At 45.6% G+C, this 25,213-nt stretch carries 28 protein-coding genes, 1 tRNA gene, 1 rRNA gene and 1 riboswitch; of the genes, 11 read left to right on the top strand and 19 right to left on the bottom strand.

The window, feature by feature from the left end; genetic code table 11:
- Nucleotides 1-116: 116 nt before the first annotated feature.
- The gene (locus LCF57_RS10965) at nucleotides 117-470 is read right to left on the bottom strand and encodes a hypothetical protein (protein ID WP_226000714.1); all 354 of its coding nucleotides are present in this window, start codon (nucleotides 468-470) and stop codon (nucleotides 117-119) included.
- 257 nt (nucleotides 471-727) lie between these two features.
- On the opposite strand from LCF57_RS10965, the gene LCF57_RS10960 reads away from it, so the two are divergent.
- The gene (locus LCF57_RS10960; RefSeq protein WP_226000713.1) at nucleotides 728-1,477 is read left to right on the top strand and encodes an MBL fold metallo-hydrolase; all 750 of its coding nucleotides are present in this window, start codon (nucleotides 728-730) and stop codon (nucleotides 1,475-1,477) included.
- 119 nt (nucleotides 1,478-1,596) lie between these two features.
- Here the strand turns inward: LCF57_RS10960 and LCF57_RS10955 are convergent, their stop codons facing one another.
- On the bottom strand, nucleotides 1,597-2,103 hold the full coding sequence (locus LCF57_RS10955) for a PTS glucose transporter subunit IIA (RefSeq protein ID WP_226000712.1): 507 nt from the start codon (nucleotides 2,101-2,103) through the stop codon (nucleotides 1,597-1,599).
- Between the two features lie 225 nt (nucleotides 2,104-2,328).
- Between LCF57_RS10955 and LCF57_RS28170 the strand changes: the two genes are divergently transcribed.
- Nucleotides 2,329-2,385 carry a putative holin-like toxin gene (locus tag LCF57_RS28170; RefSeq protein WP_226000744.1) on the top strand — a complete coding sequence of 19 codons (57 nt, stop codon included), beginning with the start codon at nucleotides 2,329-2,331 and terminating at the stop codon, nucleotides 2,383-2,385.
- 190 nt (nucleotides 2,386-2,575) lie between these two features.
- On the top strand, nucleotides 2,576-2,935 hold the full coding sequence (locus tag LCF57_RS10945; RefSeq protein WP_226000711.1) for a winged helix-turn-helix transcriptional regulator: 360 nt from the start codon (nucleotides 2,576-2,578) through the stop codon (nucleotides 2,933-2,935).
- A 53-nt stretch (nucleotides 2,936-2,988) separates the two neighbouring features.
- Here the strand turns inward: LCF57_RS10945 and LCF57_RS10940 are convergent, their stop codons facing one another.
- A complete protein-coding gene (locus LCF57_RS10940) occupies nucleotides 2,989-3,540 on the bottom strand; it encodes an NAD(P)H-dependent oxidoreductase (RefSeq protein WP_226000710.1) in 552 nt (183 codons plus the stop codon).
- 244 nt (nucleotides 3,541-3,784) lie between these two features.
- Nucleotides 3,785-4,291: a YwhD family protein gene (locus LCF57_RS10935; RefSeq protein WP_010346553.1), complete on the bottom strand. Its 507-nt coding sequence runs from the start codon at nucleotides 4,289-4,291 to the stop codon at nucleotides 3,785-3,787.
- A gap of 123 nt (nucleotides 4,292-4,414) precedes the next feature.
- Here LCF57_RS10935 and LCF57_RS10930 point away from each other — a divergent pair, with 123 nt between their 5' ends.
- The 4 genes from LCF57_RS10930 to LCF57_RS10915 all read left to right on the top strand — a co-directional run bounded on the left by LCF57_RS10930 (nucleotide 4,415) and on the right by LCF57_RS10915 (nucleotide 8,963).
- Nucleotides 4,415-6,427, top strand: coding sequence for a M1 family metallopeptidase (locus tag LCF57_RS10930; protein WP_226000709.1), 2,013 nt, complete (start codon nucleotides 4,415-4,417; stop codon nucleotides 6,425-6,427).
- 11 nt (nucleotides 6,428-6,438) lie between these two features.
- Entirely contained in the window at nucleotides 6,439-7,266 is an 828-nt protein-coding gene (locus tag LCF57_RS10925) for a hypothetical protein (protein WP_318840669.1), read from the top strand.
- Between the two features lie 245 nt (nucleotides 7,267-7,511).
- A riboswitch (cyclic di-AMP (ydaO/yuaA leader) is annotated at nucleotides 7,512-7,649 on the top strand.
- Between the two features lie 5 nt (nucleotides 7,650-7,654).
- A complete protein-coding gene (locus tag LCF57_RS10920; RefSeq protein WP_226000707.1) occupies nucleotides 7,655-8,155 on the top strand; it encodes a C40 family peptidase in 501 nt (166 codons plus the stop codon).
- Between the two features lie 301 nt (nucleotides 8,156-8,456).
- Nucleotides 8,457-8,963: a GNAT family N-acetyltransferase gene (locus LCF57_RS10915; RefSeq protein ID WP_226000706.1), complete on the top strand. Its 507-nt coding sequence runs from the start codon at nucleotides 8,457-8,459 to the stop codon at nucleotides 8,961-8,963.
- A gap of 78 nt (nucleotides 8,964-9,041) precedes the next feature.
- Here LCF57_RS10915 and LCF57_RS10910 read toward each other — a convergent pair whose 3' ends face one another.
- Nucleotides 9,042-9,341, bottom strand: a complete 300-nt coding sequence (locus LCF57_RS10910) for a 4a-hydroxytetrahydrobiopterin dehydratase (protein WP_007428083.1) — start codon at nucleotides 9,339-9,341, stop codon at nucleotides 9,042-9,044.
- Nucleotides 9,342-9,455: 114 nt separating this feature from the next.
- Nucleotides 9,456-9,749, bottom strand: coding sequence for a hypothetical protein (locus tag LCF57_RS10905; RefSeq protein ID WP_007428082.1), 294 nt, complete (start codon nucleotides 9,747-9,749; stop codon nucleotides 9,456-9,458).
- A 187-nt stretch (nucleotides 9,750-9,936) separates the two neighbouring features.
- Between LCF57_RS10905 and motA the strand changes: the two genes are divergently transcribed.
- On the top strand, nucleotides 9,937-10,731 hold the full coding sequence (gene motA, locus LCF57_RS10900; RefSeq protein ID WP_226000705.1) for a flagellar motor stator protein MotA: 795 nt from the start codon (nucleotides 9,937-9,939) through the stop codon (nucleotides 10,729-10,731).
- Entirely contained in the window at nucleotides 10,724-11,551 is an 828-nt protein-coding gene (gene motB, locus LCF57_RS10895) for a flagellar motor protein MotB (protein WP_226000704.1), read from the top strand. Before motA ends, motB begins: the two co-directional genes overlap by 8 nt.
- Nucleotides 11,552-11,685: 134 nt before the next feature.
- On the opposite strand, the gene rluF is transcribed toward motB, so the two are convergent.
- Together rluF and LCF57_RS10885 are read right to left on the bottom strand one after the other, a co-directional pair.
- Nucleotides 11,686-12,387, bottom strand: a complete 702-nt coding sequence (gene rluF, locus LCF57_RS10890) for a 23S rRNA pseudouridine(2604) synthase RluF (RefSeq protein ID WP_226000703.1) — start codon at nucleotides 12,385-12,387, stop codon at nucleotides 11,686-11,688.
- Nucleotides 12,388-12,438: 51 nt separating this feature from the next.
- Nucleotides 12,439-14,715 carry a PAS domain S-box protein gene (locus LCF57_RS10885; protein WP_226000702.1) on the bottom strand — a complete coding sequence of 759 codons (2,277 nt, stop codon included), beginning with the start codon at nucleotides 14,713-14,715 and terminating at the stop codon, nucleotides 12,439-12,441.
- Nucleotides 14,716-15,043: 328 nt separating this feature from the next.
- On the opposite strand from LCF57_RS10885, the gene tadA reads away from it, so the two are divergent.
- Together tadA and LCF57_RS10875 are read left to right on the top strand one after the other, a co-directional pair.
- On the top strand, nucleotides 15,044-15,541 hold the full coding sequence (gene tadA, locus LCF57_RS10880; RefSeq protein WP_226000701.1) for a tRNA adenosine(34) deaminase TadA: 498 nt from the start codon (nucleotides 15,044-15,046) through the stop codon (nucleotides 15,539-15,541).
- 88 nt (nucleotides 15,542-15,629) lie between these two features.
- Nucleotides 15,630-16,196, top strand: a complete 567-nt coding sequence (locus LCF57_RS10875; protein ID WP_226000700.1) for a GNAT family N-acetyltransferase — start codon at nucleotides 15,630-15,632, stop codon at nucleotides 16,194-16,196.
- A gap of 114 nt (nucleotides 16,197-16,310) precedes the next feature.
- On the opposite strand, the gene LCF57_RS10870 is transcribed toward LCF57_RS10875, so the two are convergent.
- The 11 genes from LCF57_RS10870 to rrf form a co-directional block, all read right to left on the bottom strand.
- The gene (locus tag LCF57_RS10870; protein WP_226000699.1) at nucleotides 16,311-17,387 is read right to left on the bottom strand and encodes a hypothetical protein; all 1,077 of its coding nucleotides are present in this window, start codon (nucleotides 17,385-17,387) and stop codon (nucleotides 16,311-16,313) included.
- A gap of 199 nt (nucleotides 17,388-17,586) precedes the next feature.
- Nucleotides 17,587-17,742, bottom strand: coding sequence for a small acid-soluble spore protein P (locus LCF57_RS10865; protein WP_025720938.1), 156 nt, complete (start codon nucleotides 17,740-17,742; stop codon nucleotides 17,587-17,589).
- A gap of 71 nt (nucleotides 17,743-17,813) precedes the next feature.
- The gene (locus tag LCF57_RS10860) at nucleotides 17,814-17,984 is read right to left on the bottom strand and encodes a hypothetical protein (RefSeq protein ID WP_007428073.1); all 171 of its coding nucleotides are present in this window, start codon (nucleotides 17,982-17,984) and stop codon (nucleotides 17,814-17,816) included.
- Nucleotides 17,985-18,013: 29 nt separating this feature from the next.
- A complete protein-coding gene (locus LCF57_RS10855; RefSeq protein ID WP_226000698.1) occupies nucleotides 18,014-18,355 on the bottom strand; it encodes a hypothetical protein in 342 nt (113 codons plus the stop codon).
- Between the two features lie 143 nt (nucleotides 18,356-18,498).
- Nucleotides 18,499-18,587, bottom strand: a tRNA-Ser gene (locus LCF57_RS10850).
- Nucleotides 18,588-18,676: 89 nt separating this feature from the next.
- Nucleotides 18,677-19,960 carry a serine--tRNA ligase gene (serS, locus tag LCF57_RS10845; protein ID WP_226000697.1) on the bottom strand — a complete coding sequence of 428 codons (1,284 nt, stop codon included), beginning with the start codon at nucleotides 19,958-19,960 and terminating at the stop codon, nucleotides 18,677-18,679.
- A 36-nt stretch (nucleotides 19,961-19,996) separates the two neighbouring features.
- Nucleotides 19,997-20,563, bottom strand: coding sequence for a pyridoxal 5'-phosphate synthase glutaminase subunit PdxT (pdxT, locus tag LCF57_RS10840; RefSeq protein ID WP_226000696.1), 567 nt, complete (start codon nucleotides 20,561-20,563; stop codon nucleotides 19,997-19,999).
- A gap of 17 nt (nucleotides 20,564-20,580) precedes the next feature.
- On the bottom strand, nucleotides 20,581-21,462 hold the full coding sequence (gene pdxS / locus LCF57_RS10835; protein WP_025720930.1) for a pyridoxal 5'-phosphate synthase lyase subunit PdxS: 882 nt from the start codon (nucleotides 21,460-21,462) through the stop codon (nucleotides 20,581-20,583).
- 130 nt (nucleotides 21,463-21,592) lie between these two features.
- Complete coding sequence (locus tag LCF57_RS10830; RefSeq protein WP_226000695.1) at nucleotides 21,593-22,981, bottom strand: D-alanyl-D-alanine carboxypeptidase family protein; 1,389 nt, start codon at nucleotides 22,979-22,981, stop codon at nucleotides 21,593-21,595.
- Nucleotides 22,982-23,308: 327 nt separating this feature from the next.
- A complete protein-coding gene (guaB, locus tag LCF57_RS10825; protein ID WP_226000694.1) occupies nucleotides 23,309-24,766 on the bottom strand; it encodes an IMP dehydrogenase in 1,458 nt (485 codons plus the stop codon).
- Between the two features lie 347 nt (nucleotides 24,767-25,113).
- Nucleotides 25,114-25,213: ribosomal RNA gene (rrf, locus tag LCF57_RS10820) — 5S ribosomal RNA — on the bottom strand; the annotation flags it as partial.

The following is a 25,213-nucleotide window of genomic DNA, read 5'->3' as shown; positions in this document are numbered from 1 at the left end:
ATGTATGTTTGGCAACGAAAAAGTACCTTCCAATGGATGAGGCTCAAAAACCACCGTCTTAATAATCATAAATGTACACTCCTTATAAAATCTTAGGTTTCTGTTAAGAGCAGGACTCATTCCTTTTCGTTCAAAAATTCCCTTAACCGCCGACTTAAAGCTGCATACTGCTCTGCATTGGTGTCTGAAAAAGCTTCTTCCCGGTTAGAGTGCACATGCTGATACTGTGGAAGGCTTGAAAATTGCGATCTCGTAAAATCCAGAATGTCCTCGTCGATCTGGTTGTAATAATGCCAGCCACTATCCAGCCATGTCTTCAAAATATCGCCGCCGACCCTGTCCTGAACGACAAGTGCTGTGACACCACATTGTCCCGCCGCAGGATTATCCGCTGTCCATTTAGAGCTGGACTCCAAAGACCAAGCTTGGAACAGCGCTTCTTCCAATTCTAAAAAACGGTTTGCACTCAACTTGCGCCGCCCCTTTCGATTCTAATCATACTTAAAATTTATAATGAACACTCTGCACGAATTTCACCTGCACGTCCCCACGGGCTAGACACGATGTATTCCACATCTGCATTCTCCATAAAAGCAGCCAATTGTCACAAAAATTTAAAATTCAATATATTGACAAATAATTATTTTTGTGTTATAATATAAGTTTACATGTTTTAATTTCGTGATACCATTCCTTTGTATACATCAACTCTTTTAGGAGGGATTCGATGCAATTGGACAAGGGAATACAGATGCTCCAGGTTTCTTCTAACATCATGGGACAAACAGAAAGCATTCACCCCACCTTAATGTGGGACGAAGATAACATGATTTTAGTCGACACCGCTTACCCCGGGCAACTATCACTTTTACATGAGGCTATTCTGAGTACCGGATTAAACCTCCATAACCTAACCTCCATAATCATTACACACCAGGATCTTGATCATATCGGCAGTTTAGCAGATATAATCCAGGCTTCTTCCTCCCCGGTTCAGGTGTTCGCCAGTTCTATCGAAAAGCCCTATATACAGGGAGACAAGCAGCTTATAAAGCTGACACCAGAAGCAATAGCTCAAGCTGTAAGCTCCATGCCCGAGTCCGTTCCAGTTGAGTGGAGAGATGCATTTCGGCGTACACTTGAAAATCCCCCGAAGGCTGCCGTAAACTCCACAATTGCTGCCGGGGAGGAATTGCCCTTCTGTGGAGGGATCGTAGCTATCAATACTGCTGGTCATACACCGGGACACCTAAGCTTCTATCATAAGACCAGTCAAACCCTGATTGCAGGAGATGCTCTAAACGTAGTCAGCGGTGAGCTACAGGGACCAGATCCATTATACTGTCATGATTTTAACATGGCGAAGGAATCTCTTAAAAATCTGCTTCCATATGATATTAAAAAAGTGGTTTGCTTTCATGGAGGGCTTTACGAAGGCAATTGTCATCAGCGGATATCTGAAATATGTGAATCCTAGCTATGATTAACTAAAGAAAAGACTAACCAGAAATTCCAGTTAGTCTTTTCTTGCATATTTCACTATTAAACCCTAAGAATTTCCCTAATGATCTTACGCAGTAGGAAGCTGAATGCTAACTAGGCCTTCAAATGAACTCTCAATACAGGTGCATCTGGAGAAACAGACGAACCTTCCAATATTTCTACATGACTAATCATTTCTTGCCCGTCTGGAACAATTACCGGAGTAATTACCGGCAATCCATTCTGTTGAATAGCGTCCAGATCAAACTCCATCAATAATTGCCCCGCTTTAACGTTATCTCCTGCTTGGACGTGAGGGTTAAATCCCTGTCCTTTGAGGGAGACTGTATTAATCCCGACATGTATCAATATTTGTACACCGGATTCATGTTCAATGATCAGGGCGTGCTTGCTTTTCTCCATCACATGAACGACTTTCCCCGTAAAAGGAGCCGTAACCCTGCCTTCAGACGGATGAATAGCGACGCCTTCTCCCATAGCCTTTGTAGAGAACGCAGGATCTGGAACCTCTTCAAGGGAAACCACTTGTCCTTTAATTGGTGCTACCATGTCGAATTCTTCAATACGAGGAGCCGTCTTCTTCTTCAACCATTTAAACATAACAACGCCACCTTATTTAACAGATTACATTCAAAAACAGTGAATAGGACTTATCTACACCCTTTTAGGAACCGGTTCCACAGAAGAAATAAGTAAAAACCGGATTTTGGAACCGATTTCTATCTGAATTATAGTGAATGCCTTTCCATGATGTCAAGGCGCTATCGGGTCAAATAACCACATATTTTTACAATTATGATGCTGTTACTTTGATGTGCCCCAACGATGATCATGTTTGGCATGTTCATTCTGGAACTGCTTACCTACGTGAAAAAGAACTAGACCGCTCTGACTAAGGAATACGGGTCTATTTCCGACCTTATCTTACCTGGCCGACTGCTCTTTATTCAGTTGTTGTATGCTGGAGTCGTGTAACGATCTTACTTTACACCCTCTCAATAAAATTGCATAATGATCCATTGTAGAGTATGCATATTTGTATCGTATACTTACCTAAAGGAGAGTGTAACTTATGCGTGAAACTTGTGTTCCGTCTGGCGTGGTCCTAAGAAACACTGGCTTTGGATATACGTTGTCCTTAATAAGCGGTAAATATAAAATGATCATTATATACTGGCTTTCTGAAAACAAGGTTATGCGGCATAACGAGTTGAAACGAAGTATCGGTACCATATCCTTTAAAACGTTAAGCATCATGTTAAAGGAGCTAGAGGGAGATGGCCTTATCATACGCAAGGAGTTCCCCCAAATACCTCCAAAAGTTGAATATTCATTATCTGAACGTGGTCTTTCGCTCATACCATTGTTAAACATGATGTGTGAGTGGGGAGAAAAAAACGGTTTGCCACTTCTGGAGGAAGGGCAGCGATAGGCATTCCTGTTTTGTTTAAATCAAAAGAAGATTCTCCTCAATTCAGCTACCTATTACAGGTTGTCAATAAAATTCAAATAATCTCGTGCGCTTTTTTCCAATTCGCTTTCAGACGTACCAGGGTCAATTTCGCCAGGCTCATTTTCTGCACCATAATACGCAAAGAACGAGCGAAAATCGGCATTGCAATATAGGAAGGTTGTTTCAAAAGGAGATAATAAGTGCTCAAGTGTATAGCGATATCTTCCCTCTTCACTATAATCTTCTTTTTTAATTCCGGCAGATACAGCTAAAGCAACTTTACGATTCTTTAATTTGTCTCCTCCATTTGAGCCATAAGCCCAGCCATAAGCAAAAACATCGTCAAGCCATTTTTTAAGGAGAGGCGGACTATTAAACCAATAAACAGGGAACTGTAAAATAAGATTACTATGTGATTCAATGAAGTGCTGCTCTTTTTCCGCATCAATGTTCCCGTCAGGGTAAACCTTATGCAATTCGTGTACAGTATACTTTTCTGGATATTTCTTGAGTTCTTCTACCCATCGCTTATTTATGACAGAGGTTTCTATGCTTGGGTGTGTTACGATAACAAGAGTTTTCAAAGACTTGTCCTCCTTAAGTATTAATATTTTCTGAGTATAAAGTGCGCACTACAAATATGTAAGTATGCACTTTTAATACAGGTACTTACACAAAGGTTAGTGTCAAGTCAGTCATAATATATTCTTCAAAGCCATCATCCCGATCATACGGGTAGGATGAAAGCTATCAACACCCATCGCATTAAAAAAAGCAGCCAACAGAAGCGGCTGCTTTTTACAATACTATTACTGCGTTAACGTTTTTTTACCCTTCCAGCGCCTGCTTCAATTCCTCAGGCGAAGCGTCCCACCATTCCTCGTTATGGGAAATCAGCAGGCTTTTGAGTGCTGCTTTATCCTCACTGCCGAGATCCTCCAGCATGAAACGACGCTTGAGCGCGTAGTCCATACGGTTGACGTGATCGGCGAGAATCTTCCAGCCGCGTTTGGCCTCGTCGTCAATCAGCATCTCGCAAGCTGTTGCGCCGCCGTACATACGTCCTTCGGGCGTGCGATCCACGGCTACCCATACCAGCCATACCTGGCGTCCGTTCGGTACGTCCTCTTTATTCGTAGAGAACTTGATTCCACGTTCCACTTTACTTTTGGCATGCATGGCGCCAATATCAATTTTCGCCTCTCCCCGGTCAATGATGACTGGGGACATGCTGTTCAGATCGATTGAGCCTGCACCGAAGCCCTTATGTTTACTCTTGCCACTGACAATGTTCAGTGCAATCTGTTTTTTGCCGTCCGGCTGATTTTCACTCATGCGTCACTAGGCCTCCATTTTCCGTCTACACTCTATTCTACACTACAAATATTTTAACTAATAATCTCCCGAAAGCAAACATATACATGCTGTAGATGCTTGTCAACGGGAGGTATCCATTGTATGACCCCAGCACGCACCAAAATCGTTTTATTGTCCACACTAGCCCTCGGTCTCCTCGCAGGGACGTTATGGTTTGCCTGGCAGCCGCAATTGCAATCCGATCCGCGGTCCATAGGCCAACCATCATACGGTTCCCAGTCTGAGTCTGCGCTTGCACCAAATATGGGCAAGCCTCTAGAGGCAAATATCCTGCCTGATCTACCCAAGAATCCTCCACAGCCTGCTACAGAAATCCTCAGCAAAAGGGTGGTAGAGTATCACATTGATGTGTCTTTGGAAGAAGGACAGGTGTTGCGAGGTACAGAGACGCTGACCTGGAAGCATCCGGGGAAGAAAACCGTAAACGATCTGTATCTTCATCTATATCCAAATGCCTTTTCTTCCATGGAAACCACCTTTATGAAGGAGTCTGGGGGCAAGCTGCGCGGAGACACCATGCCCAAGGACGGCTTCGGCTCTATGACGCTGACTGAGCTAAAGACGGAAGACGGCTTATCCCTTATGCACCGCACCCAATATGTACAACCGGATGACGGCAACGTAAACGACCGCTCGCTCATGAAGGTGCGTTTGCCCAAGCCGGTACGCGGTGGCGAAGAAATCACACTATATATGAAGTTTGAGGTAAAGCTGCCTGCCATCTTCGCACGGATGGGAGCTACAGATGATTTTGTAATGGCAGGACAGTGGTTTCCCAAGCTCAGCGTTTACGAGACTGCGGGACAGCGCGGGCGTGCCGAGGAGGGCTGGAATCTCCATCAGTATCACGGTAACTCCGAGTTTTATGCCGATTTTGGAATTTACAGCATACGGATTCGAGTGCCTGAAACGTACATCGTAGCCGCAACCGGTTTTCCCACTCGTGGAGCAGTCCGACAGAATGGACAGAAAATATATCAATTTTATGCCGATGACGTGCACGATTTTGCCTGGGCCGCTTCACCCAACTTTGTAACGGTAGAAGAACCCTTTTCTTCTACTGAAGTCCCTGGTGTCAAAATCAAGCTGTACCTCGACCCGTCGCACAAGGAACTCAAGGGACGCTATATGAGCGCAGCCAAGGCCGCCCTTTCGTATTACAGCAAATGGTACGGGCCTTATCCATATTCTACTCTGTCCATCGTGGTTCCACCCAAAACAGGCAGTGGCGCTGGCGGTATGGAATATCCGACACTGATCACAGCCGCCGCCGCGGATAACCTGAACCCCGGCTATAACCTGGAGCGAACATTAGTTCACGAAATTGGACATCAATATTTCTACGGGATGGTAGCTAATAATGAGTTTGAGGAGCCGTGGCTGGATGAAGGCTTCACCTCTTATGCAGAGGAACGACTCATGGAGCAGGAATATGGGCTCACCCCCAACCCGCCGCTACAATCGGGCCAGATAGCATCTCCACAGCCTCTTAATCGCGAGTCATGGAAGTATGGCTCCTCAGCTGCGTACGGGCAAAATGCATACTCTCGAGGCAAGCTGGTACTGCGGGGCATTGAGCGTCAGGTCGGAATGAAAAAAATGGATCGCATTATGCGCACCTACGTCCAGACGTACCGATTTAAACATCCGTCATCACAGGATTTTCAACGTATCGTTGAGAGAGTCACTGAACGCTCCTGGAGCCACTATTTTGAACAATATGTATATGACGGCCAAATGGCGGACTTCTCGGTGGATCGCATCACGAACCACAAGCTGAAGAAAGGATATGAAGCAGTCGTGACGCTGAGCAAAAAAGGTGCCGATTATCCCAAGATCCCCGTTCAATTCACCTTCAAGGATGGGACAACGATATTCAATGCCTGGGACGGCGCAGGTAAAAGCACAACTTATCGGCTCAAGAGCGCCTCTCCCGTTTCATATGTAACCATTGATCCGCTATATACCATTGCGCTGGAGAACAAACATATCAATAATAACCTGAAGGCCGAGCTGAACGAAAAGCAACAAACTCGTTGGAGCGTAAGTGTAACCAAGCTGTTGGAGATACTGCTTGGAAGTCTGTCATGGTGAGGTGTATATAGATGCGGACGGTTATGAAAGAAGGCTGGGCGCTTGTGCGCATACAATTTTATATTGTCATTATTCTGTTTCTGTATCGGCTGCTGTGGGGCGTATTTCTCTACCGGCTGGTGCAATCCGCCGTTATCCCGCTACTACTGCGCTATCCTGATCAGGGGCACAACGAACTGGGCCAGACCCTGTTCTGGATGGAGAGCCAGATTGCCCTCATGGACAACCGTGAAGTGCATATCTACTTGTGGGTACTGCTGGGGGCGACGGTGCTGCGTATGCTGATCACTCCCTTCATTAGAGCCGGAATATATCAAAGTCTGCATACCCATGCAACCGAGCCGCAAAGCCTGTCCTTCTTCCGTGGGATGAAACGCCATGGCCTGTCATCGCTGCTTTATTACATCATCGAGCTGGGACTATTACTTCTTCCCGCATTCTGGCTGGTACCGAGACTCTACCCTATTGTAGCAGGAGCACTGCAATCTCCCTCTTACCTGCTGCAGATGTTGCCCTACGCCATCGGCTGGATCGCTTACGGCTGGTTCATCCGGCAGTGTATCCTGTACATGCAGCTGGGCACCGTCGGTGGTCACGCCATACTGTCGTCCCTGCTCGCCTTTTTTCGCCAGATCCTCCCAGCTGTTGGCATATCACTTCTGCTGGGCGCTGGTGTGCTGCTGGTCTTCGGTCTATTCGGCACCGTAGCGATGATTTGGACGGGTATACTGGCACTCATTCTCCAGCAATCGTATCATTTTGTTACCAGTCTGGTCAGGCTGTGGCATATCAGCTCGCAATACCGGCTTTGGCATACCGATATTTCCAGCAGAAGCTGAGCTCTGTCGAAAAACTACTCTTCATCTCTGTGCAAACGGCACCTAACTGAATACTTTTAACAACATCTGTTCCTGAGCTATCAGGGGCAGATTTTTTTTGTAACTTTTTGCGATGAAACATTTGCCAAAGTCAGCCGACTTTGTTACAATAATCGCAGTGAACTGATAGTAACAACTTTGTAATCTTTATTGTAACTTTTATCTCAAAAGCTCGTTATCGTGAATACTGCTCTCCAAGGTGCACATCATAAGTTAAGCCTAATTCCTGGCACCTAGGAAGCGGGGGAACCAGTTTGGGTGAATTGATCTCGCAACAGAGTGGTCATAGGGGAACCTTCTACCGAATCCTTAAGCTAACCTCGCAGGCATTGGAAGGGGTATATTTTTTTTGAAGAAGAAGCTAACAATCGCAGCTATGGGTCTTGCTATTGCCTTTACATCTTTTACATTCGGTGGCGGCAGTGCATATGCAGACTCTAAGATGGACCAGGTCATCCAAGATGCCAAAGGAACAAGCTACAGAAGCGGAGGCACTACACTCGAAGGGTTCGATTGCTCGGGCTTCACAATGTATGTATTTAACAAACTGGGAATTAAACTGCCGCATCAATCTGGATCACAATTCAAAATGGGATCTTCCGTATCCCGCGATGAAATGAGACCTGGGGATCTGGTGTTCTTTAACACCACAGGGAGAGGCATTTCCCATGTAGGTATCTTCGTAGGTGAAGGGAAATTTGCCCACTCCTCGTCTTCACGTGGTGTAGTAGTTAGCTCACTGAACGAAAATTATTACGCTAACCGTTATGTCGGTGCAAAAAGAATTATGAGCACAGACGCTTACCACTCCGTAGCTTCTGATATTCCTGATGACGACAACGTAGAATAACTGACGCACAGCAAGCTAACCTTAGCCGCAATTTGATTCTGACCGGAATCAAATTGCGGTTTTTTATGTCCCCAACATCAGCAATGATTATTATTACTGACGAACTGACACCTCAAAAGGTTTCAATTATGGCGAACATCGTCGGTTTTACCGTCATAGGGGGAGCATATGAGCAGCAATACCTTCTTATTGAATGTATACCCGACTTGGAGATAAAATAAACACGCTTGCCATTCCTCTGTAACTTGTCTACAATCTGTTGTTAATCGTTTAAGTACCTGTAAAAGGAGGAAGTGAAGACATGCCTGCCTCAATATCAAACTTTCGGATCGTACCGATGGACGAGCATCAGGCGGCTGCAATCTGTGAATGGCGCTATGATCCACCCTACAACATCTACGGCTGGCTGCCCTGGGAACAAATGAAGGCGCTGGAAGTCGAATTTGGAAATCCCACACTTCGGCAAGAGCAATATGTTGCCGTACTGGATGAGGAGAGCAAGCTGATGGGATTTGCGCAATATTTCCCTATGGTTGGTGTAACCCGGCTGGGTCTTGGAATGCATCCCGACAGATGCGGACAAGGCAGGGGCTCCGATTTTGTTCGCACGATTGCTGAGGAAGCCAGACGGCGCAATCCGCAGAATGAAATTGATCTGGAGGTGCTCACCTGGAATGGGCGCGCCATCCGAGCCTACAAGGCAGCTGGATTTGAGATTACAGATACCTATGAACGACAGACTCCCGATGGCAAAAAGCCATTTCATTGTATGGTATACCATCCTGATCACCAGACCCGGGTTCTATGATAAAAGCGCCTTCGGCATACAACTCCTCTGTTGTATAGCGAAGGCGCTTTTATCATCATACAGCAGATCATTATACACTTAATGACTACTGCGCATTTTCTCAAAAGCTTCATTATATTGTTGGGCTTCCTTAATATCCACGGCCATAATACCGCCATCATCCCATGAGGTCAAACGCAAAGTCACGGTCTTGTAATCAATCGTAATAAATGGATGATGATTAAATGCTTCAGATATAGCGGCAACCTCATCCACGAATGCAATCCCTTTCATAAAACTGGAAAAATTATATTTCCGAACGATCCAACGTCCTTCCTCCAGTTCCCAGCCCTCCAGTTTCTCCAGATGTGCTTCAATCTCTTCTTGTGTAAAAGGCATGTTACGACTCCTCCCCATTTATACGGAAGCCTTTTAACCGCTTGTACGGCCAAACCTACGATATAGTGGTGTACATATTACCACGGCCCCGCTGATAAATCCATAAGACGGCCTTCAAATTAAAGGAACCGACGTTAGCTCCTCATCTCCAATGAGTACATAGATCCGGTGCTGCTCCGGCTCATAAATCACAACACCGCTGCCTACAGTAATTACAGGCTCTGTACCCAGCGCATAAAACAAATCTTCCGCCAACGCTTCGTTGACCTCCTGACGCCCCGCCGGGTCCAGCCTGTCCCAATCTTCTGCTTCCATTTCGAAAAATTCATAGCTGTCTGGAATGCGGCCTACAGCCTCTGTCAATTCGTTCAAAATTTGTTCATACTCCCGCCCATGCTTCACTCCCATGCCTTTTCCTCCAATTCTTCCGCCTTTCATTACATAATCACCTTATTATACCGGAAATTCGTACTTAACAAAAAAGAGAGTTTTGTCGATAAATACTATAATCCGTCTTGTAATGACGCGCTTGGGGCAAGGACGACCCCGGCGGCATGAAAGGATTCAAAATCTATTCTCATGGATGAGGTGTATCATGCAAATTTCAACCATTATCGGACTTGTGCTCGGGATTGTGTCACTGGTCGTCGGGATGATCTTAAAAGGCGCTCCAGTCGTCAACTTGGTCAATAATCCCGCTGCTTACATGATTATTTTTGTCGGAACGGCTGCAAGTATATTCATGGCCTTTCCGATGGCAGAGATCAAACGGGTTCCAAAGCTGTTCAAGGTTATCTTTACCGAACAAAAACTGTTAGACCGCAAAGAGCTTATCGGTACATTTACCGAGTGGGCATCTATTACCCGTCGTGAAGGTCTGCTCGCGCTGGAATCCAAGGTCGAAGAGATCGACGATCCCTTTATGCGCGGCGGTATGCGTATGATTATTGATGGTAATGATCAAGAGTTCGTACGCGATGTTCTAATGGAAGACATTAACGCTACCGAAGAAAGACACCGCTCTGGGGCACTGATTTTCTCCCAGGCTGGTATGTATGCTCCAACCCTCGGGGTACTCGGTGCGGTCGTAGGTCTGATCGCGGCATTGGCTGACCTTAGTGACATGGAAAAGCTGTCTCACGCCATCGCTGCAGCCTTTATTGCAACGTTGCTTGGTATCTTTACCGGTTACGTCCTGTGGCATCCAATGTCAAATAAGCTGAAACGACTCTCCAAAAAAGAGGTTGATTTGAAGCTGATGATGGTCGAAGGCTTGCTCTCGATCCAATCCGGTATCTCTACTATTGCCATCAGCCAAAAGCTGGCGATCTTCTTAACTCCTACCGAACGGGCTAATATGACCCAGAAGGATGGCGATTCCAGTGAGTAAAAAAAGACATGAACCGCATGAAGAACATGCAGACGAAAGCTGGCTTTTGCCATATTCCGACTTAATGACCCTTCTGCTGGCACTATTCATCGTCTTATTCGGTATGAGCTCGCTTGATGCCAAAAAATTCGAAACCATGGCTCAATCCCTGAGTGCGGCCTTTAGCGGCGGTACAGGTGTGCTGGATCAATCGGCTGCCAATCCGTCGTCACAATCCATGGATATGGGCAAAAATAAAGAACAGGTATCACAACCCCTGAAATCTAAAGCCACTTCTACCTCTGAACTGCAAAAACAGCTCGCTCAGCGGGAAGAAGAAGATTTAAAGAAGCTTAAAAAGCAAATGGATCAGTACATTCAAAATAACGGCCTGTCTCCTCTACTGAACACCAAGCTGAACCAATCCCAGCTAATGATCACCATTAGCGATAATGCCTTGTTTTCATCGGGGCAGGCCGAAGTTAAGCCGGAAGCGAGAAAGCTGGCCAAGTCCATTTCCAGCATGCTCCAGCAGTTTCCTGGCTATGATGTTATCGTATCGGGTCATACAGATAATGTCCCTATCTCCAACAGCCAGTTTCCGTCCAACTTTGATTTGAGCGCCAAACGCTCACTGAATTTCTTGCGAATTTTGTTACTCAATACGCAGCTCGACCCAACCAAGTTTGTATCTATTGGTTATGGCGAGTATCGTCCAATAGCCAGCAATCAAGATGGACAAGGACGCGCTAAAAACCGCCGTGTTGAGATTTCCGTTCTCCGCAAATATCAGAATGGTACACAAGTTATTAGCCCTACCTCAAGTGCGAGTGAAGGTTGATCATGCATATGTTATATGAGCAAAGGCACCGCCGCATTTTTAATGCAGCTGGTGCCTTTTGGTTTAGCGATTCCTGTAGCTGCCCTGTCCTATACGATGATCATGATCTGTAGGCCATGAGGAGCCTCTCTGGCTTAGCTAAGCGTATAATCGAGCATCTGGCCAAGCTCCTGCTTTTCTGCCTCTGTGAGGTCACGCCAGGCGCCTTTCTGGAGCGATCCCAACCGAATATTCATAATCCGCAGACGCTGCAGCTTTTGGACTTCATAGCCGAAAGCAGCACACATCCGCCGAATTTGACGATTTTTCCCTTCCGTCAGGATAATGCGGAATACATGCTCTGATACACGCGTCACCTCACAGGGCAGTGTCCGCTGGCCGAGTATTTTCACACCACTAGACATCCCCTGCACAAAAGATAATGTGACGGGACGATCCACCGTAACAATATATTCCTTCTCATGCTTGCCCTCTGCCCGTAAAATCTTATTCACAATGTCTCCATCATTGGTCAGTAAAATGAGACCTTCTGAATCCTTATCCAGACGTCCGATGGGGAATATCCGCTGCGGGTGCCCCACAAAATCGACAATATTGCCTCTAATGTGACTCTCTGTCGTGCTGGTTATTCCCACCGGCTTGTTCAATGCAATATATACGTGATTGGACTTCTCGCGTAGTGGCTTACCGTTCACCCGAACGTCATCGCCTTCCTCCGCTTGACTGCCCAGCACTGCCACTTCACCGTTAATCGTCACGCGGCCGCTCTCTACCAGCTTGTCCGCCTCACGACGCGAGCAAAAACCGGTTTCGCTGATAAACTTGTTAATGCGCAACCTGTGTACCCTCCATTTCTACTATCACGTTTCCTCCTGCGTCCCATCCCGTTACTCAGGCTTGGCAATCGGAAGCTGCACAAGGGCTGTCGTCCCCTCTCCCTCTGTGCTTTCAATATCCAGTGTGCCTTTATGACTCTGTATAATACGCTGGCTAACCATAAGTCCGAGTCCTGTGCCTGTTTCTTTGTTGGTGAAAAAAGGTTCGCCCAGCTTGGACAGCATTTCTGCCGGAATCCCTGTCCCCTGATCCCGTATGAAGATTTTAACGCTTTCTCCCTCCAAGAACAAATGAATCGTGATCATACCGCCTTTACTCATAGCTTCCATACTATTTTTAAGTAAATTAATGAATACCTGTTTTAACTGATTTTCTTCAGCGTATACAAGAGCAGGCTCCTCCGTGACCTGAAGGTTAAACACAATACCCAGCAGATGCGCCTGACTATCGAGCAAAGAAATGACATCACTCACAATATATCGAACATCTTTTTTCTGAAAATGCACTGCCTGCGGCTTCGCCAATATTAAAAATTCGCCAACAATCAAATTAATGCGATCCAGTTCAGACATCATAATATCGTTGTGCTTCAAATTCAGCACTTGATTTTGCTGCTGTAGCTGGAGAAAGCCACGCAGCGTGGTCAGCGGATTACGAATTTCGTGCGCCACACCTGCCGCTAGTTGTCCTACTGTTGTCAGTTTCTCAGATCTGCGCAGCAGTTCCTCCATCCGATTGCGCCCTGTAATATCACGCGAGACGCTGATAAATCCCAAAATTTCGCCTCCCTCATCCAGAATGGGCGACGTACTCATACTGATCTCAACTGTACTTCCATCCTTACGCATTCTGAGGGACTCAATGGACACAATGCTCTCTCCCTGAAGCAGGCTCTCTTTCTGCAATTCATACTCCTCCTGTTGCTGCGGAGGTACAAATTCCAGCTTACGTCCAACCAATTCTTTCTTGGTCCAGCCGTATAAGGCTTCAAACGCATGATTAACCCGCACGACACGATCTTCCTGATCGGTCACAAGAATCGCATCCGCTGTCTGATTAATAATCGATTCCAGGTGCTCCTTTACAGAACGGTTCTCCTCATACATCTGTTCGAGTCTCCGTGTATACATACCCAGGTTGTAGGCCATCGCGTTGATCCGCTCACCCAGCCGTGCAAGCTCATGACCCCCCTTAATCTCTAGCCGTGTATCAAATTGTCCATCGGCCATCTCGTTCACCTTCTCCAAAATGGACTGAATGGGACGGACAAACAGACTGGCTAGCACGTAGCTACCAATAATGACAACCTCCAAGAGAACAATGGAAATGGCAATTAAACTAATCAATTGTTTAGAAATAACAGAGGTGATCGTATCATAATTCATAACAATTCGAATGACATAGGCTTCACGGTTAGTTGGATAAAAAGGTATGTAGCTGACGAGAACCCGCTGGCCTTTAATATAACAATCTTGTACAATACTATCCCCTGAGAGAATAGCTCTGGACACAGCCAAACGATCCTCCTGCACTCTAGTTAGTTGATACGTGCCGAATTGGATCGGTTTATTGTACATATAATAGTATTTCCAATCGTTCCCGTTCTTGTCCATCGTAGCGCCACCAAAGGTTGCAGGGTTAATTCCTGTAATCTCCATAATGCGATAATCCACTTGCTGAGTCTGCTTTACGATCTCATCAGGGCTTAGGATGGATTCGAAATTTTGTACTGAAGTATCCTGAAAGGAAATTCGAATTAAGTAGTTTCGTTTTTGGTCATAATAAAATCCCCATTTATTAATATGTGAAGCGTCTAAACCTGTGTAATCAAACGATCCGGTCCAAAAATGGTCCAAATTCTGTCCTTGCGCCATTCTAGCCTGTCCATGCTCATACAATTGGTCGACTGCATTTTTCCAATGTCCATTCAATGGTTCGGAAGACGTTAATTCTTTGGGATTAGAGGATTTGACAACCCTGTACCCCTCCCCATCGCGAATCATCAAAGAAATGTTAATATCCCTATGGAGTGTGGCCATCTGTTGCAGTTGTTTTTGCTGAATTTTTTGGATGTCAGGATCTAGTTGATTGGCAGCCAACGTGGCAGAAAGCCACAGATTGTATCCGAGCTGCTTGTCAAGCGCCTCCCAGCTATGCCGAGTTTGTTCAATGGCTCCCCCGATGATTTTAGCCGTCAGAACCATTTTAGTTTCACTGTCACTTCTTAGATTTTCGTGGGTCGTGTAATAATTAAGTGCGATATTTAATAAAAGGATAAACAGGACTGACCCCGACAAAATAATCGTTATTCTGATTTTTATCGACACACTAAATTCTCACCTCTTGCCGTATGCTGGCGATTACTGGCAATTGCTAACTCAATGATACCGTAATAACGCCCGTGATACCAGCATTTACATTTCCCGGATATACATAAATACACACCAAGTGTATAGTGTTGTCAACACAGGGGCGTTTGCCTACAATATAATCAGATAATCATCCACAAGTAATCCACAAATACACAGGTTTTATTATAAACTGTGGATATGTCTGTGGACAAGTGTGGTGTTATCCACAATTTTATTCACATCATGTTAACAACGGAATATTTGTTCGTTGGATAATTCCGCGTTTGAGAGGAGCATTTTCCCAGTGACCATTATGGATCACGCCTATTGGATGAAAGAAGCCATTCAGGAAGCGTACAAGGCAGAAGCGTTGGGTGAGGTACCCATTGGAGCTATCATCGTAAAAGATAACGAAATCATAGGCCGCGGCTATAATTTGCGTGAGACTGACGCTGATCCGACAGCACATGCAGAGATTATTGCTATTCGTCAGGCTAGTGAACATCTGGGTGCTTGGCGTCTGCTAGATTGCAGACTGTATGTCACTTTGGAGCCGTGTCCGATGTGTGCCGGGGCCATTGTGCAGTCAAGGGTTCCTCACTTGATATATGGCACTACAGATCCCAAGGCTGGCTGTGCAGGCACACTGATGAATTTATTACAGGAGCCTCGGTTCAATCATTGCACAGAGGTGACCAGTGGTGTCCTTCAAGAGGAATGCGCCTCATTGCTGACGAATTTCTTTCGAAATCTCCGACAAAAGAGAGCCGCTGCGAAGTTGTCTTCTCCTCCTTCAACCTAAGGATGAAATCCGAAGCACTTACTCCCACACAACCGCGATCAGTCGTTTTACATCTGATTGCGAATTCCCTTTGGAAGGAGATCAGCCCATGCCCATGAGCTTGTATAACACGCCTCAAGGTATCTTTTTACGGCCAATAGGCTTGAAGGACTGTGAATCCCTTCTCGCCCTTAGAATGCGAAACAAGGAGTCATATGCGCCGTACGAGCCGCTTTACGAGGATTCATTTTTCACATTAGAGAAACAGCAGGACTACATCCGGCAAAAGCTGCGTCAAACCGAAGAGGATCGAGGGTACATGTTCGGTATCTTTCTCTTAAAGGAAGAGCGGCTCATCGGATATATCTCCATTTCCAATCTGGTACGTGGAGCCGGACAATTTGCCGATATCGGCTACATGATAGATCAGCATGAACAGGGCCGGGGTCATATGACCGCTGCCCTGAAGTTGATCATACAATATGCCTTCCGTGCGCTCTCCCTGCACCGTCTTCAGGCGGGTACTCTCTTGCATAATATCCGCTCACAGCGCGTATTGAAAAAATGCGGCTTCCAGCCAGAAGGTATTGCCCGCAAGCTGGTACAAATCCAGGGCACTTGGCAGGATCACCAGATGTTCGGACTTTTAGCTGAGGATGACGTGTGGCAGACCTAAATGTCTGCACAGGGTTCTAATATAGCAGTAGACAAAAAAACCGCCCGGCGTTAAGCCGAGCGGTTTTCTTACATCACATGATGAATGCTGCCTTGCAAGACTGTCATTCTATACTTAAGGAGCGACAGTTTGCATTTTTTGTTGAAGTTGTTCCATGGTCAGGACTTGGTCGCCTGTTGGAATACCCACTTTAAATGTTGCCTTTTCATTGATTTTGCTATATTGCGTGTAGCCTGTTACAGACAATTTCACATTGTCTTTTGTAGCCGGATCATTCATCTCCACATTAGCATTCAGGTCTTGATACACAGGAATGTTATCCTTGTTCAAAGCCGTGTTAATGTCAAATTGTTTCACCGTCAAATAATTTTTCAACTCATCCAGCTTTTTGCTCACTTCACTGGTGTTGGATTGTAGTTCTTTCTTCGCTTCAGCCAGTTCTTCCTTCTTCACTTGAAGCATGCCAGCATATTCGTCTTTAGATGCCACATCAAGGATTTTAGGAAGCGCCTTAGTGATAAATGTGTTTGTTGCTTGCTTCACGTTGTCGTTCGTTATTTTGAATTGAACTACTTGTTTAGCTTCAACGCCTTGTGGCAATTTAGCATCTTTAGGATCAATATCAAAGAAATACGTAGCTTGGTCATACTCGCCCATAATTGCGGCAATCACTTCGTTCGCAAATTTTTGCGATTTTTCCTGATCCATCGCTGCAGGGTTGAATTCTTGTCCGGATTGCTTAGCCAGCTCTTGTGGGTCAATGATCAGGAATTTACCGACTACATCCTGTGGAAGCGGGTAGAATGGAATATTCGGAATTTTAACGTACAATTTATCTTTAGTCATAACCATTGGAATCGTGAAGCTGGTGGAAAGATCACCTTTCAAATGAATGCCCAACGTCATTTCAGATTGTAAAGGTTCTTTTTGATATACACCGTCCAGCGTAATGTCTGCATTTTTTAGCATACTGGTTATCATTGCACTTTGCTCACTTGGCAGAGTAGCGGATGAAATTGTCAGATCCTTAACTGTAAATTGACTTTTAGTTTCATAAGAGTTCAATTTCATTGCATTTGCAGTACCGCTTGTAACAGCTTCCTTCGGCTCTAACTTCTTGCTACAACCTACCAGGGCTACCGTCAAAAGCAACACCATAGTGAGTACCAAGACGGATAACTTTTTACTCATTGTGTAGATTCTCTCCTCTCGTAATTAACCCCTTTTATAATACTAACCAAAAAATACACACCCCCTATTTTACCGCATTTTCACAGACAACGAAACACTTATTGGAAAATTTTCTTGCAATAAGCACAAAGACACCCTGGCTCTCTAACCAGGGTGTACTATATCATGCAATATATTTTTAGGAAAAAAGTCTAACTGCTTAAGACCCTTCTCTGTTGTGGTGATCGACGTGATTTCGTTGTTTCACCTTTTTAGAACCAGACAATGGCTCTTGTTGATGATTACGCTCACGTCTTTCGTTTCCTCCACCAGAATCCTGTGCTTCGGGAACAGGAATGGCTTTAGGCTTGCTCATTTATGCACCCTCCGTTCTCAGTCTATACTCTAATACATTAAAAAATCCGTTTACTACCATTTAAAATAGGACTATAGATGGTGCAGGTCTTCCGTTTTATCGTGATTTAGTGAATCCTGATGACGGCGGTCATTACGATCCTGCTGCACTTGCTGTGCCTGATGACTATTTACTGGACGCTGCTCCAAATCATCTACAATGTTAGACAGGTTTTTATCCAAACCGTTTTTGGCTTTCGTCATGTAGCCTTCTCCCCCTTATTCCTTCATGACTAAGAATGCGTCAATGACTGTAGCGTCTGAGCACATTGGTGAATATGCCGCGTATAATCAGACACCAACTGTTGGATGATATCTGTTCGTTCATCCACAGACTTCCCATCCCGTTCTACATCGACCAAACTAACCTGCACTTCTCGGGAATCTACATAGGTGCACGCAAAGTCGAAGGAGTACATTTGCCGGCCTTCTACCTCAATGTGGATTCGTATAGCCCGGCTGTCTGCTTCATCTGCCTGCACCTGTGTTTTGTCTCCTGAATTCAAAAGAATCGGCAGTTGCTCCTGCCAAGCTTCTACCAGCTTTTGCTGATCTACTGTCATTTCTCGATTCATGCCAGCACCTCCACATCTGATAACGTGTGAAAAAAGCAGGCTTTTTATACAACAAAAAAGCCATTCTCCACGATTCCTGATCCATAGCATTTAAAGGCTAATGTCCAGCTATCGTATTTGAACGGCTTGGTTATTTTATAATATGGCGGAGAGGATGGGATTCGAACCCATGTGAGCTTGCACTCTAACGGTTTTCAAGACCGCCCCGTTATGACCGCTTCGGTACCTCTCCAGGTGGTAAATGGATAAAGCTGCTTCCTTTTAAAACTAACTCAGGCGCAACAAAATTATTTTACCACAGACTTTCTACAAATGCAATGCCTACTGTTTGGGAGTAATAACCTCGACGCCTCGCATGTATGGACGCAGCACTTCAGGGATCACAATGCTTCCGTCTTCCTGCTGATAGTTCTCCAAAATAGCAGCCACCGTGCGCCCTACAGCCAATCCTGAACCGTTCAGTGTATGTACAAATTCAGGCTTCGCTTTCGAATCTGGACGAAACCGGATGTTCGCACGACGCGCCTGAAAGTCTTCCGTGTTAGAGCACGAAGAAATTTCGCGGTACATGCCGCTCTCAGGCAGCCACACTTCCAAATCGTACGTTTTGGCAGACGTAAATCCCATATCTCCAGTGCAGAGTGCCAGCACGCGATATGGAAGCCCAAGCAGCTGTAGAACACGCTCAGCATCATTCGTCATTTTTTCCAGTTCCTCGTAAGAGGTGTCCGGGTGAACCAGCTTGAGTATCTCTACCTTATTGAACTGATGCTGGCGGATCAAACCACGCGTATCCCGTCCTGCCGATCCTGCTTCTGAACGGAAGCAAGAGCTATAAGCCACATAATATTTTGGAAGCTGCTCTGCATTCATAATCTCTTCGCGGTGATAGTTCGTTACCGGAACTTCAGCTGTAGGAATGAGATAATACTCGGTATCACGCAGTTTGAACAAATCCTCTTCAAACTTTGGAAGTTGTCCCGTTCCATACAGACTGTCGCGATTAACAATGTATGGAGGAAGCATTTCTTCATAACCATGTTCACTGCTGTGTAAATCCATCATAAAGTTAATCAAAGCACGCTCCAGTCGCGCTCCCAACCCTTTGTAGAACGTAAAGCGGGAACCCGTCACCTTAGCTGCGGCCTCAAAATCAAGAATGTCCAGATTCTGTGCCAACTCCCAATGCGCTTTGGGCGTAAAAGAAAACTCGCGCGGCTCCGACCAGCGACGGATTTCTACATTATCCTCTTCCGAGGCGCCTACAGGCACTGTGTCATTGGGGATATTCGGGATGGACATCACCAGTTCGTCGATCTGAACCTCCAGCTCGCGCACTTGATCATCCATTTCTTTAATACGATCGGAGACCTGACGCATTTCAGCAATAAGATCATCCGCATTTTCCTTGTTCTTTTTCAACTTGGCTACTTCACCGGATACGACATTCCGGCGATTTTTGAGCGCTTCACTTTCCTGAAGCAGTTCACGACGGCTTACATCCAAATCTGTAAAACCATTAATCAGATCCAGCGATTTGCCTCTGTTCTGTAAAGCTTTTTCAACCCGGCCAAGCTCATTACGTAAAATCTTTATATCTAACACAGGTAATCCCTCCTACACTACAAACCTGACTTTCCGCTATTCGCGGACCATATCCACAAAATACTGATGTAACCGGTAATCGTCTGTTAATTCCGGATGGAAGGATGAAGCCAGCAAATGCCCCTGACGGGCCGCCACGATCTCGCCGTTGTACTCAGACAACACGTCTACTCCTGTTCCAACAGACATGATTAACGGCGCGCGTATAAACACAGCACGAACCGGCTGCTCAATCCCTTTAATATTCAAGTCTGTTTCAAAGCTTTCTCGTTGGCGACCAAAGGCATTACGCGATACTGTAATATCCATCAGTCCCAAGTGTACTTCTTCCTGCCCTTGAATTTTTTTGGCCAGCACAATCAATCCCGCACAGGTACCCAATATGGGCTTGCCTTGATCGGAAAACTGACGTATAGCATCTATAAACTCATACTTGCGCATTAGCTTGCCGATGGTTGTGCTTTCACCGCCGGGAATGACAAGACCGGACAGCTCATCGAGCTGTTCGATCTTCTTCACCGCCACTCCTTCAGCGCCTGCACATTCAATACTACGTATATGCTCAGCCACAGCACCTTGCAGCGACAATACTCCTATTTTCATGCTGGTCCCTTCTTTCCTTACCAGCCACGATCCTGCATGCGTTCATGCGGTGCCAGCTTGGAAATTTCAATGCCCTTCATAGGAGTACCCAAATTCTTCGATACTTCTGCAATCAGCTTATAGTCTGTATAATGAGTGGTTGCTTCCACGATTGCTCTCGCGAATTTCTCAGGGCTGTCCGATTTAAAAATCCCCGAACCCACGAAGACACCATCAGCGCCCAAATGCATCATCAATGCGGCATCAGCAGGTGTTGCTACGCCACCCGCAGCAAAGTTAACCACTGGCAGCTTACCGTGCTCATGCACTTCCAGCAGCAGTTCGTAAGCAACGCCGAGGTTTTTCGCTTCTGCATACAGCTCGTCCTTCGACAGGTTTTGCACCTTCCGAATTTGACCGTTGATAAAACGCATATGTCGAACAGCTTCAACAATATTTCCTGTTCCAGGCTCACCTTTTGTACGAATCATAGATGCGCCTTCGCCGATACGACGCAGTGCTTCTCCCAGATCCTTAGCTCCGCAAACAAATGGAACGGTGAATTCCCGCTTATCGATATGGAAAACTTCATCCGCAGGTGTCAGCACTTCACTCTCATCGAGATAGTCGACACCGAGAGATTCCAGCACCTTTGCCTCCACAAAATGACCGATACGTGCCTTAGCCATAACCGGGATAGAAACAACCTTCATAACCTCTTCCACAATCGTCGGGTCAGCCATACGGGCAACCCCACCAGCTGCACGGATATCTGAAGGCACCCGTTCTAGAGCCATTACAGCAGTAGCGCCTGCTGCCTCTGCAATTTTAGCCTGTTCAGCGTTCATGACATCCATAATCACGCCGCCTTTTTGCATTTCTGCCATTCCTCTTTTAACACGCGAAGTTCCCGTTTCCATATCGTTGCCTCCTGTAAGGGTTACGTTTAGATTCTAACTTAATATTTTACCGCACAGACGCCAAATACACAATCATTTCTAGCTGCAAAATAGGTAATGAAGAACAAGGTACTCGTTTTTCTCTCACAAATTAGAAAAGATTTTTAATGCTCTGGAACAAATCACCGAAGAAATCACCGATTGCCCGGAACAGCATCCGGAACCATCCACCCTCTTCTACTGCCGTCGTCGTAACCAAATCTACGGTTTTGATCTGGCCCTTGTCCGAGCCATCCGTTTTGTACGTATACGTGATTGTTCCGACTTTTGCTCCTTGCTTCAACGGTGCCACAAGAGAGCTTGCCGGCGTTATGTTCGTTGTGAAGGTTACCTTAGGATTGCTCGCGCCCTTAGGTACGATAAAACTTACTGCATCCTTTGTCACAACAGGCACTTCTGTTTCTTTCCCTTTGGTTACAGGCACATTCTCTATACCCTTCACTACTGTCTTTGGTGCTACAACCTGCTTTACTTCAAAATTATCAAAACCATAGTTCAGTACTTTAGCTGTCTCTGTAAAACGATGGGGTTCAGAATCTGCTCCCATAACTACACTAATAAGGCGCATTCCGTTGCGTTCGGCTGTCCCGGTAAAGCAGTTACCCGCGTTGGTCGTATGACCAGTCTTCATTCCATCCAGACCCGGATAAGCGAACTTTCTAAAGTTAGTGATATTTTTGTTTGCTTCCAGCATCCAGTTGTAATTAACAATCGGCGCCTTATCCGTCGGACGGAATTTGTAGGATTGAATCGTCGTAAAACGTTTATAATCCGGATGGTCCTTAATAATGTTGCTCGCTAGTGTTGCCGCATCTCTCGCTGTCATTACAGTTTCCCGATCCGTGTCTGGCTGATAGCCTGTCGGCATATCCTTGCGATCCAGACCTGTTGAATTGATAAAATACGTATTCTTCATGCCCATCTTTTGGGCTGTCTCATTCATTAATTTAACAAAATCCTGCTCCGTTCCAGATACACGTTCGGCAAGGGCTACCGTTGCATCATTAGCAGAACCTACCGCCATGGCAATATAAAGCTCTTCTATCGTATGTTGATCACCTTGAGCCAAAAAAATACGCGATCCGATGCTCTTAGCAGCGTTCTCATTAACAGTTACTTTATCCGTCCATTTGAGCTTGCCCTGCTTGACTTGCTCAGCCACGATGTATTCGGTCATCATTTTAGTCATACTAGCTGGCGGAAGCGGCTCGTCCGGGTTCATAGACAGCAATACCTGCCCTGTAGACGGCTCAATCAGGATGGCAGAACGTAATGCCAGACTAGGTGGGTTAACAGAGCCTGTCCCAATGATTTTTGGCGACTCGGTGGTCGTCCCGGCAGCAAAAGTAGCCACGGTCGGATCGAAATTGCCTACAACAGGCAACGCCGACATATACATCATATTAAGCACCATAACAGCAGTTACACTTTTCTTGATCATGCTGCGTTTGTTATTTTGTTTTTGATTATTCGCTTTCAAATGAATACAAACTCCTCTCGTACCTCAACCCGATCCGCTATGTATAACGAGACGGTGGTTATAGCCTCTACTAGGCAAATGTAATTAATGTTTAGATGTCCTATCGTTCATTGGATTTTATCTTAAGTTCGGGTCTACCATGAGCATGCTCTGCTTGTACCTTTGATCCAGCAGGGACTCATTTAAGGGTCTTAATGTGTCATTACTTTATTAATAACTCCGTAAAAAGGGCGGACACTTGTCTATTCTATCACAGGGGTATCTCTAAAAAAAGACAGGCAGAGCGAAATGCACTCTGCCTGTCGTCAAGTCTATCAAAGCCGAACTTTATAAAGAGTAGTTTGGTGCTTCTTTCGTAATTTGCACATCATGCGGATGACTTTCGCGCAGACCTGCGCCAGTAATACGGATAAAGCTGGTATCGTTACGAAGCTCCTCAATGCTAGCTGTACCGCAATATCCCATACCGGAACGAAGACCCCCCAACAGCTGATGAACAGTGTCGGATAGTGGCCCTTTATAAGCAACACGTCCTTCGATGCCTTCCGGTACCAGCTTCTTGTCGTCATCTTGGAAATACCGATCTTTACTACCCTGCTTCATCGCAGCCATTGAACCCATACCACGATATACTTTAAAGCGACGTCCTTGGTAGATTTCTGATTCACCCGGACTTTCTTCCGTCCCCGCAAAAAGACTTCCCAGCATTACCGCGGAAGCTCCTGCCGCAATGGCCTTTGTAATCTCACCGGAGTATTTAATACCACCGTCTGCAATAATCGGAATATTATATTCCCGTGCTACGGTTGCACAATCATAAATAGCTGTTATTTGTGGAACACCAATCCCTGCAATTACGCGTGTTGTACAGATAGAACCTGGACCAATCCCGACTTTTACGACCGAAGCCCCTGCTTCAATCAATTCACGTGTTCCGTCACCAGTAGCTACATTACCCGCTACAATGGTTAGATCTGGGTAAGCATTACGCAGCTTGCGAACCGCCTCGATAATGTTAATATGATGACCGTGAGCAGAATCCACGACAATCACATCCACACCAGCTTTTACAAGTGCTTCAGTCCGATCAAATGTATCTTTGGAAATACCGACAGCCGCACCGACCAGAAGACGCCCCTGTGGATCTTTCGCTGCGTTTGGAAATTGAATAGCTTTCTCAATATCTTTAATGGTAATAAGACCTTTGAGATAATTTTCATCATCGACCAAAGGAAGCTTTTCAATTTTATGCTTTTGCAAAATAACTTCCGCTTCCTGTAAAGTCGTGCCTACAGGTGCAGTTACCAGTTCTTCCTTCGTCATAACTTCACTAATTTTAAGATTAAAATCGTGAATGAAGCGAAGATCGCGGTTAGTAATAATACCAACCAATTTGTTTTCTTCATTTACAATAGGTACACCAGAAATCCGATATTTCCCCATAACCGCCTCAGCATCGGACACCAAATGATCTGGATTCAATGAAAATGGATTGGTGATTACACCGCTCTCCGAGCGTTTAACCCGATCCACCTCTTCCGCTTGCTGTTCAATCGACATATTTTTATGAATAATACCGATACCGCCCTCACGAGCCATCGCGATTGCCAACACTGCCTCCGTAACAGTATCCATACCAGCACTCATTAAAGGAATATTCAGCTTCACGTTATCACTCAAACGGGTCGCCACGCTTACTTCCTTTGGCAGAACCTCCGATTTACGAGGTACCAGCAAAACATCGTCAAAGGTAAGGCCTTCCTTACCGAATTTATCTTCCCACACCAAGATGATCCTCCTTCAAATGTTTAGTCTGTATTGGTCTTGTTGTCTGTCCGACATGGACAAATCAAGGCTCTCTGAAAATATATTATTGCAATCTTAGCAAAGCGGTATAGGGGTGTCAAGCCTTCATCAATAGCCCTAACCCTTAGTATTTCCCTGTACAAACAAGTGTACTCCTACGAAGGACATTCTTTATAAATAAGCCTTTTCAGATAAATCACGATATTCTTAAATGAGTATTCCCAACTTAGGAAAACAATATAGGAGAAGTTCAGTTCTATAGATTGTTTGTCCATATACAAAAAAGAACCATGATCCAATTGAGATCATGGTTCTTTTTACTTGTTGCTTGGCAACGTCCTACTCTCCCAGGACCCTGCGGTCCAAGTACCATCGGCGCTGGAGGGCTTAACGGTCGTGTTCGGGATGGGTACGTGTGGAACCCCT

This window comes from Paenibacillus sp. BJ-4, from assembly GCF_020404765.1.
Taxonomy (GTDB): Bacteria; Bacillota; Bacilli; order Paenibacillales; family Paenibacillaceae; genus Paenibacillus.
The sequence above is the reverse complement of the archived record's forward strand: the minus strand, read 5'-3'. Positions and strand labels throughout refer to the sequence as shown.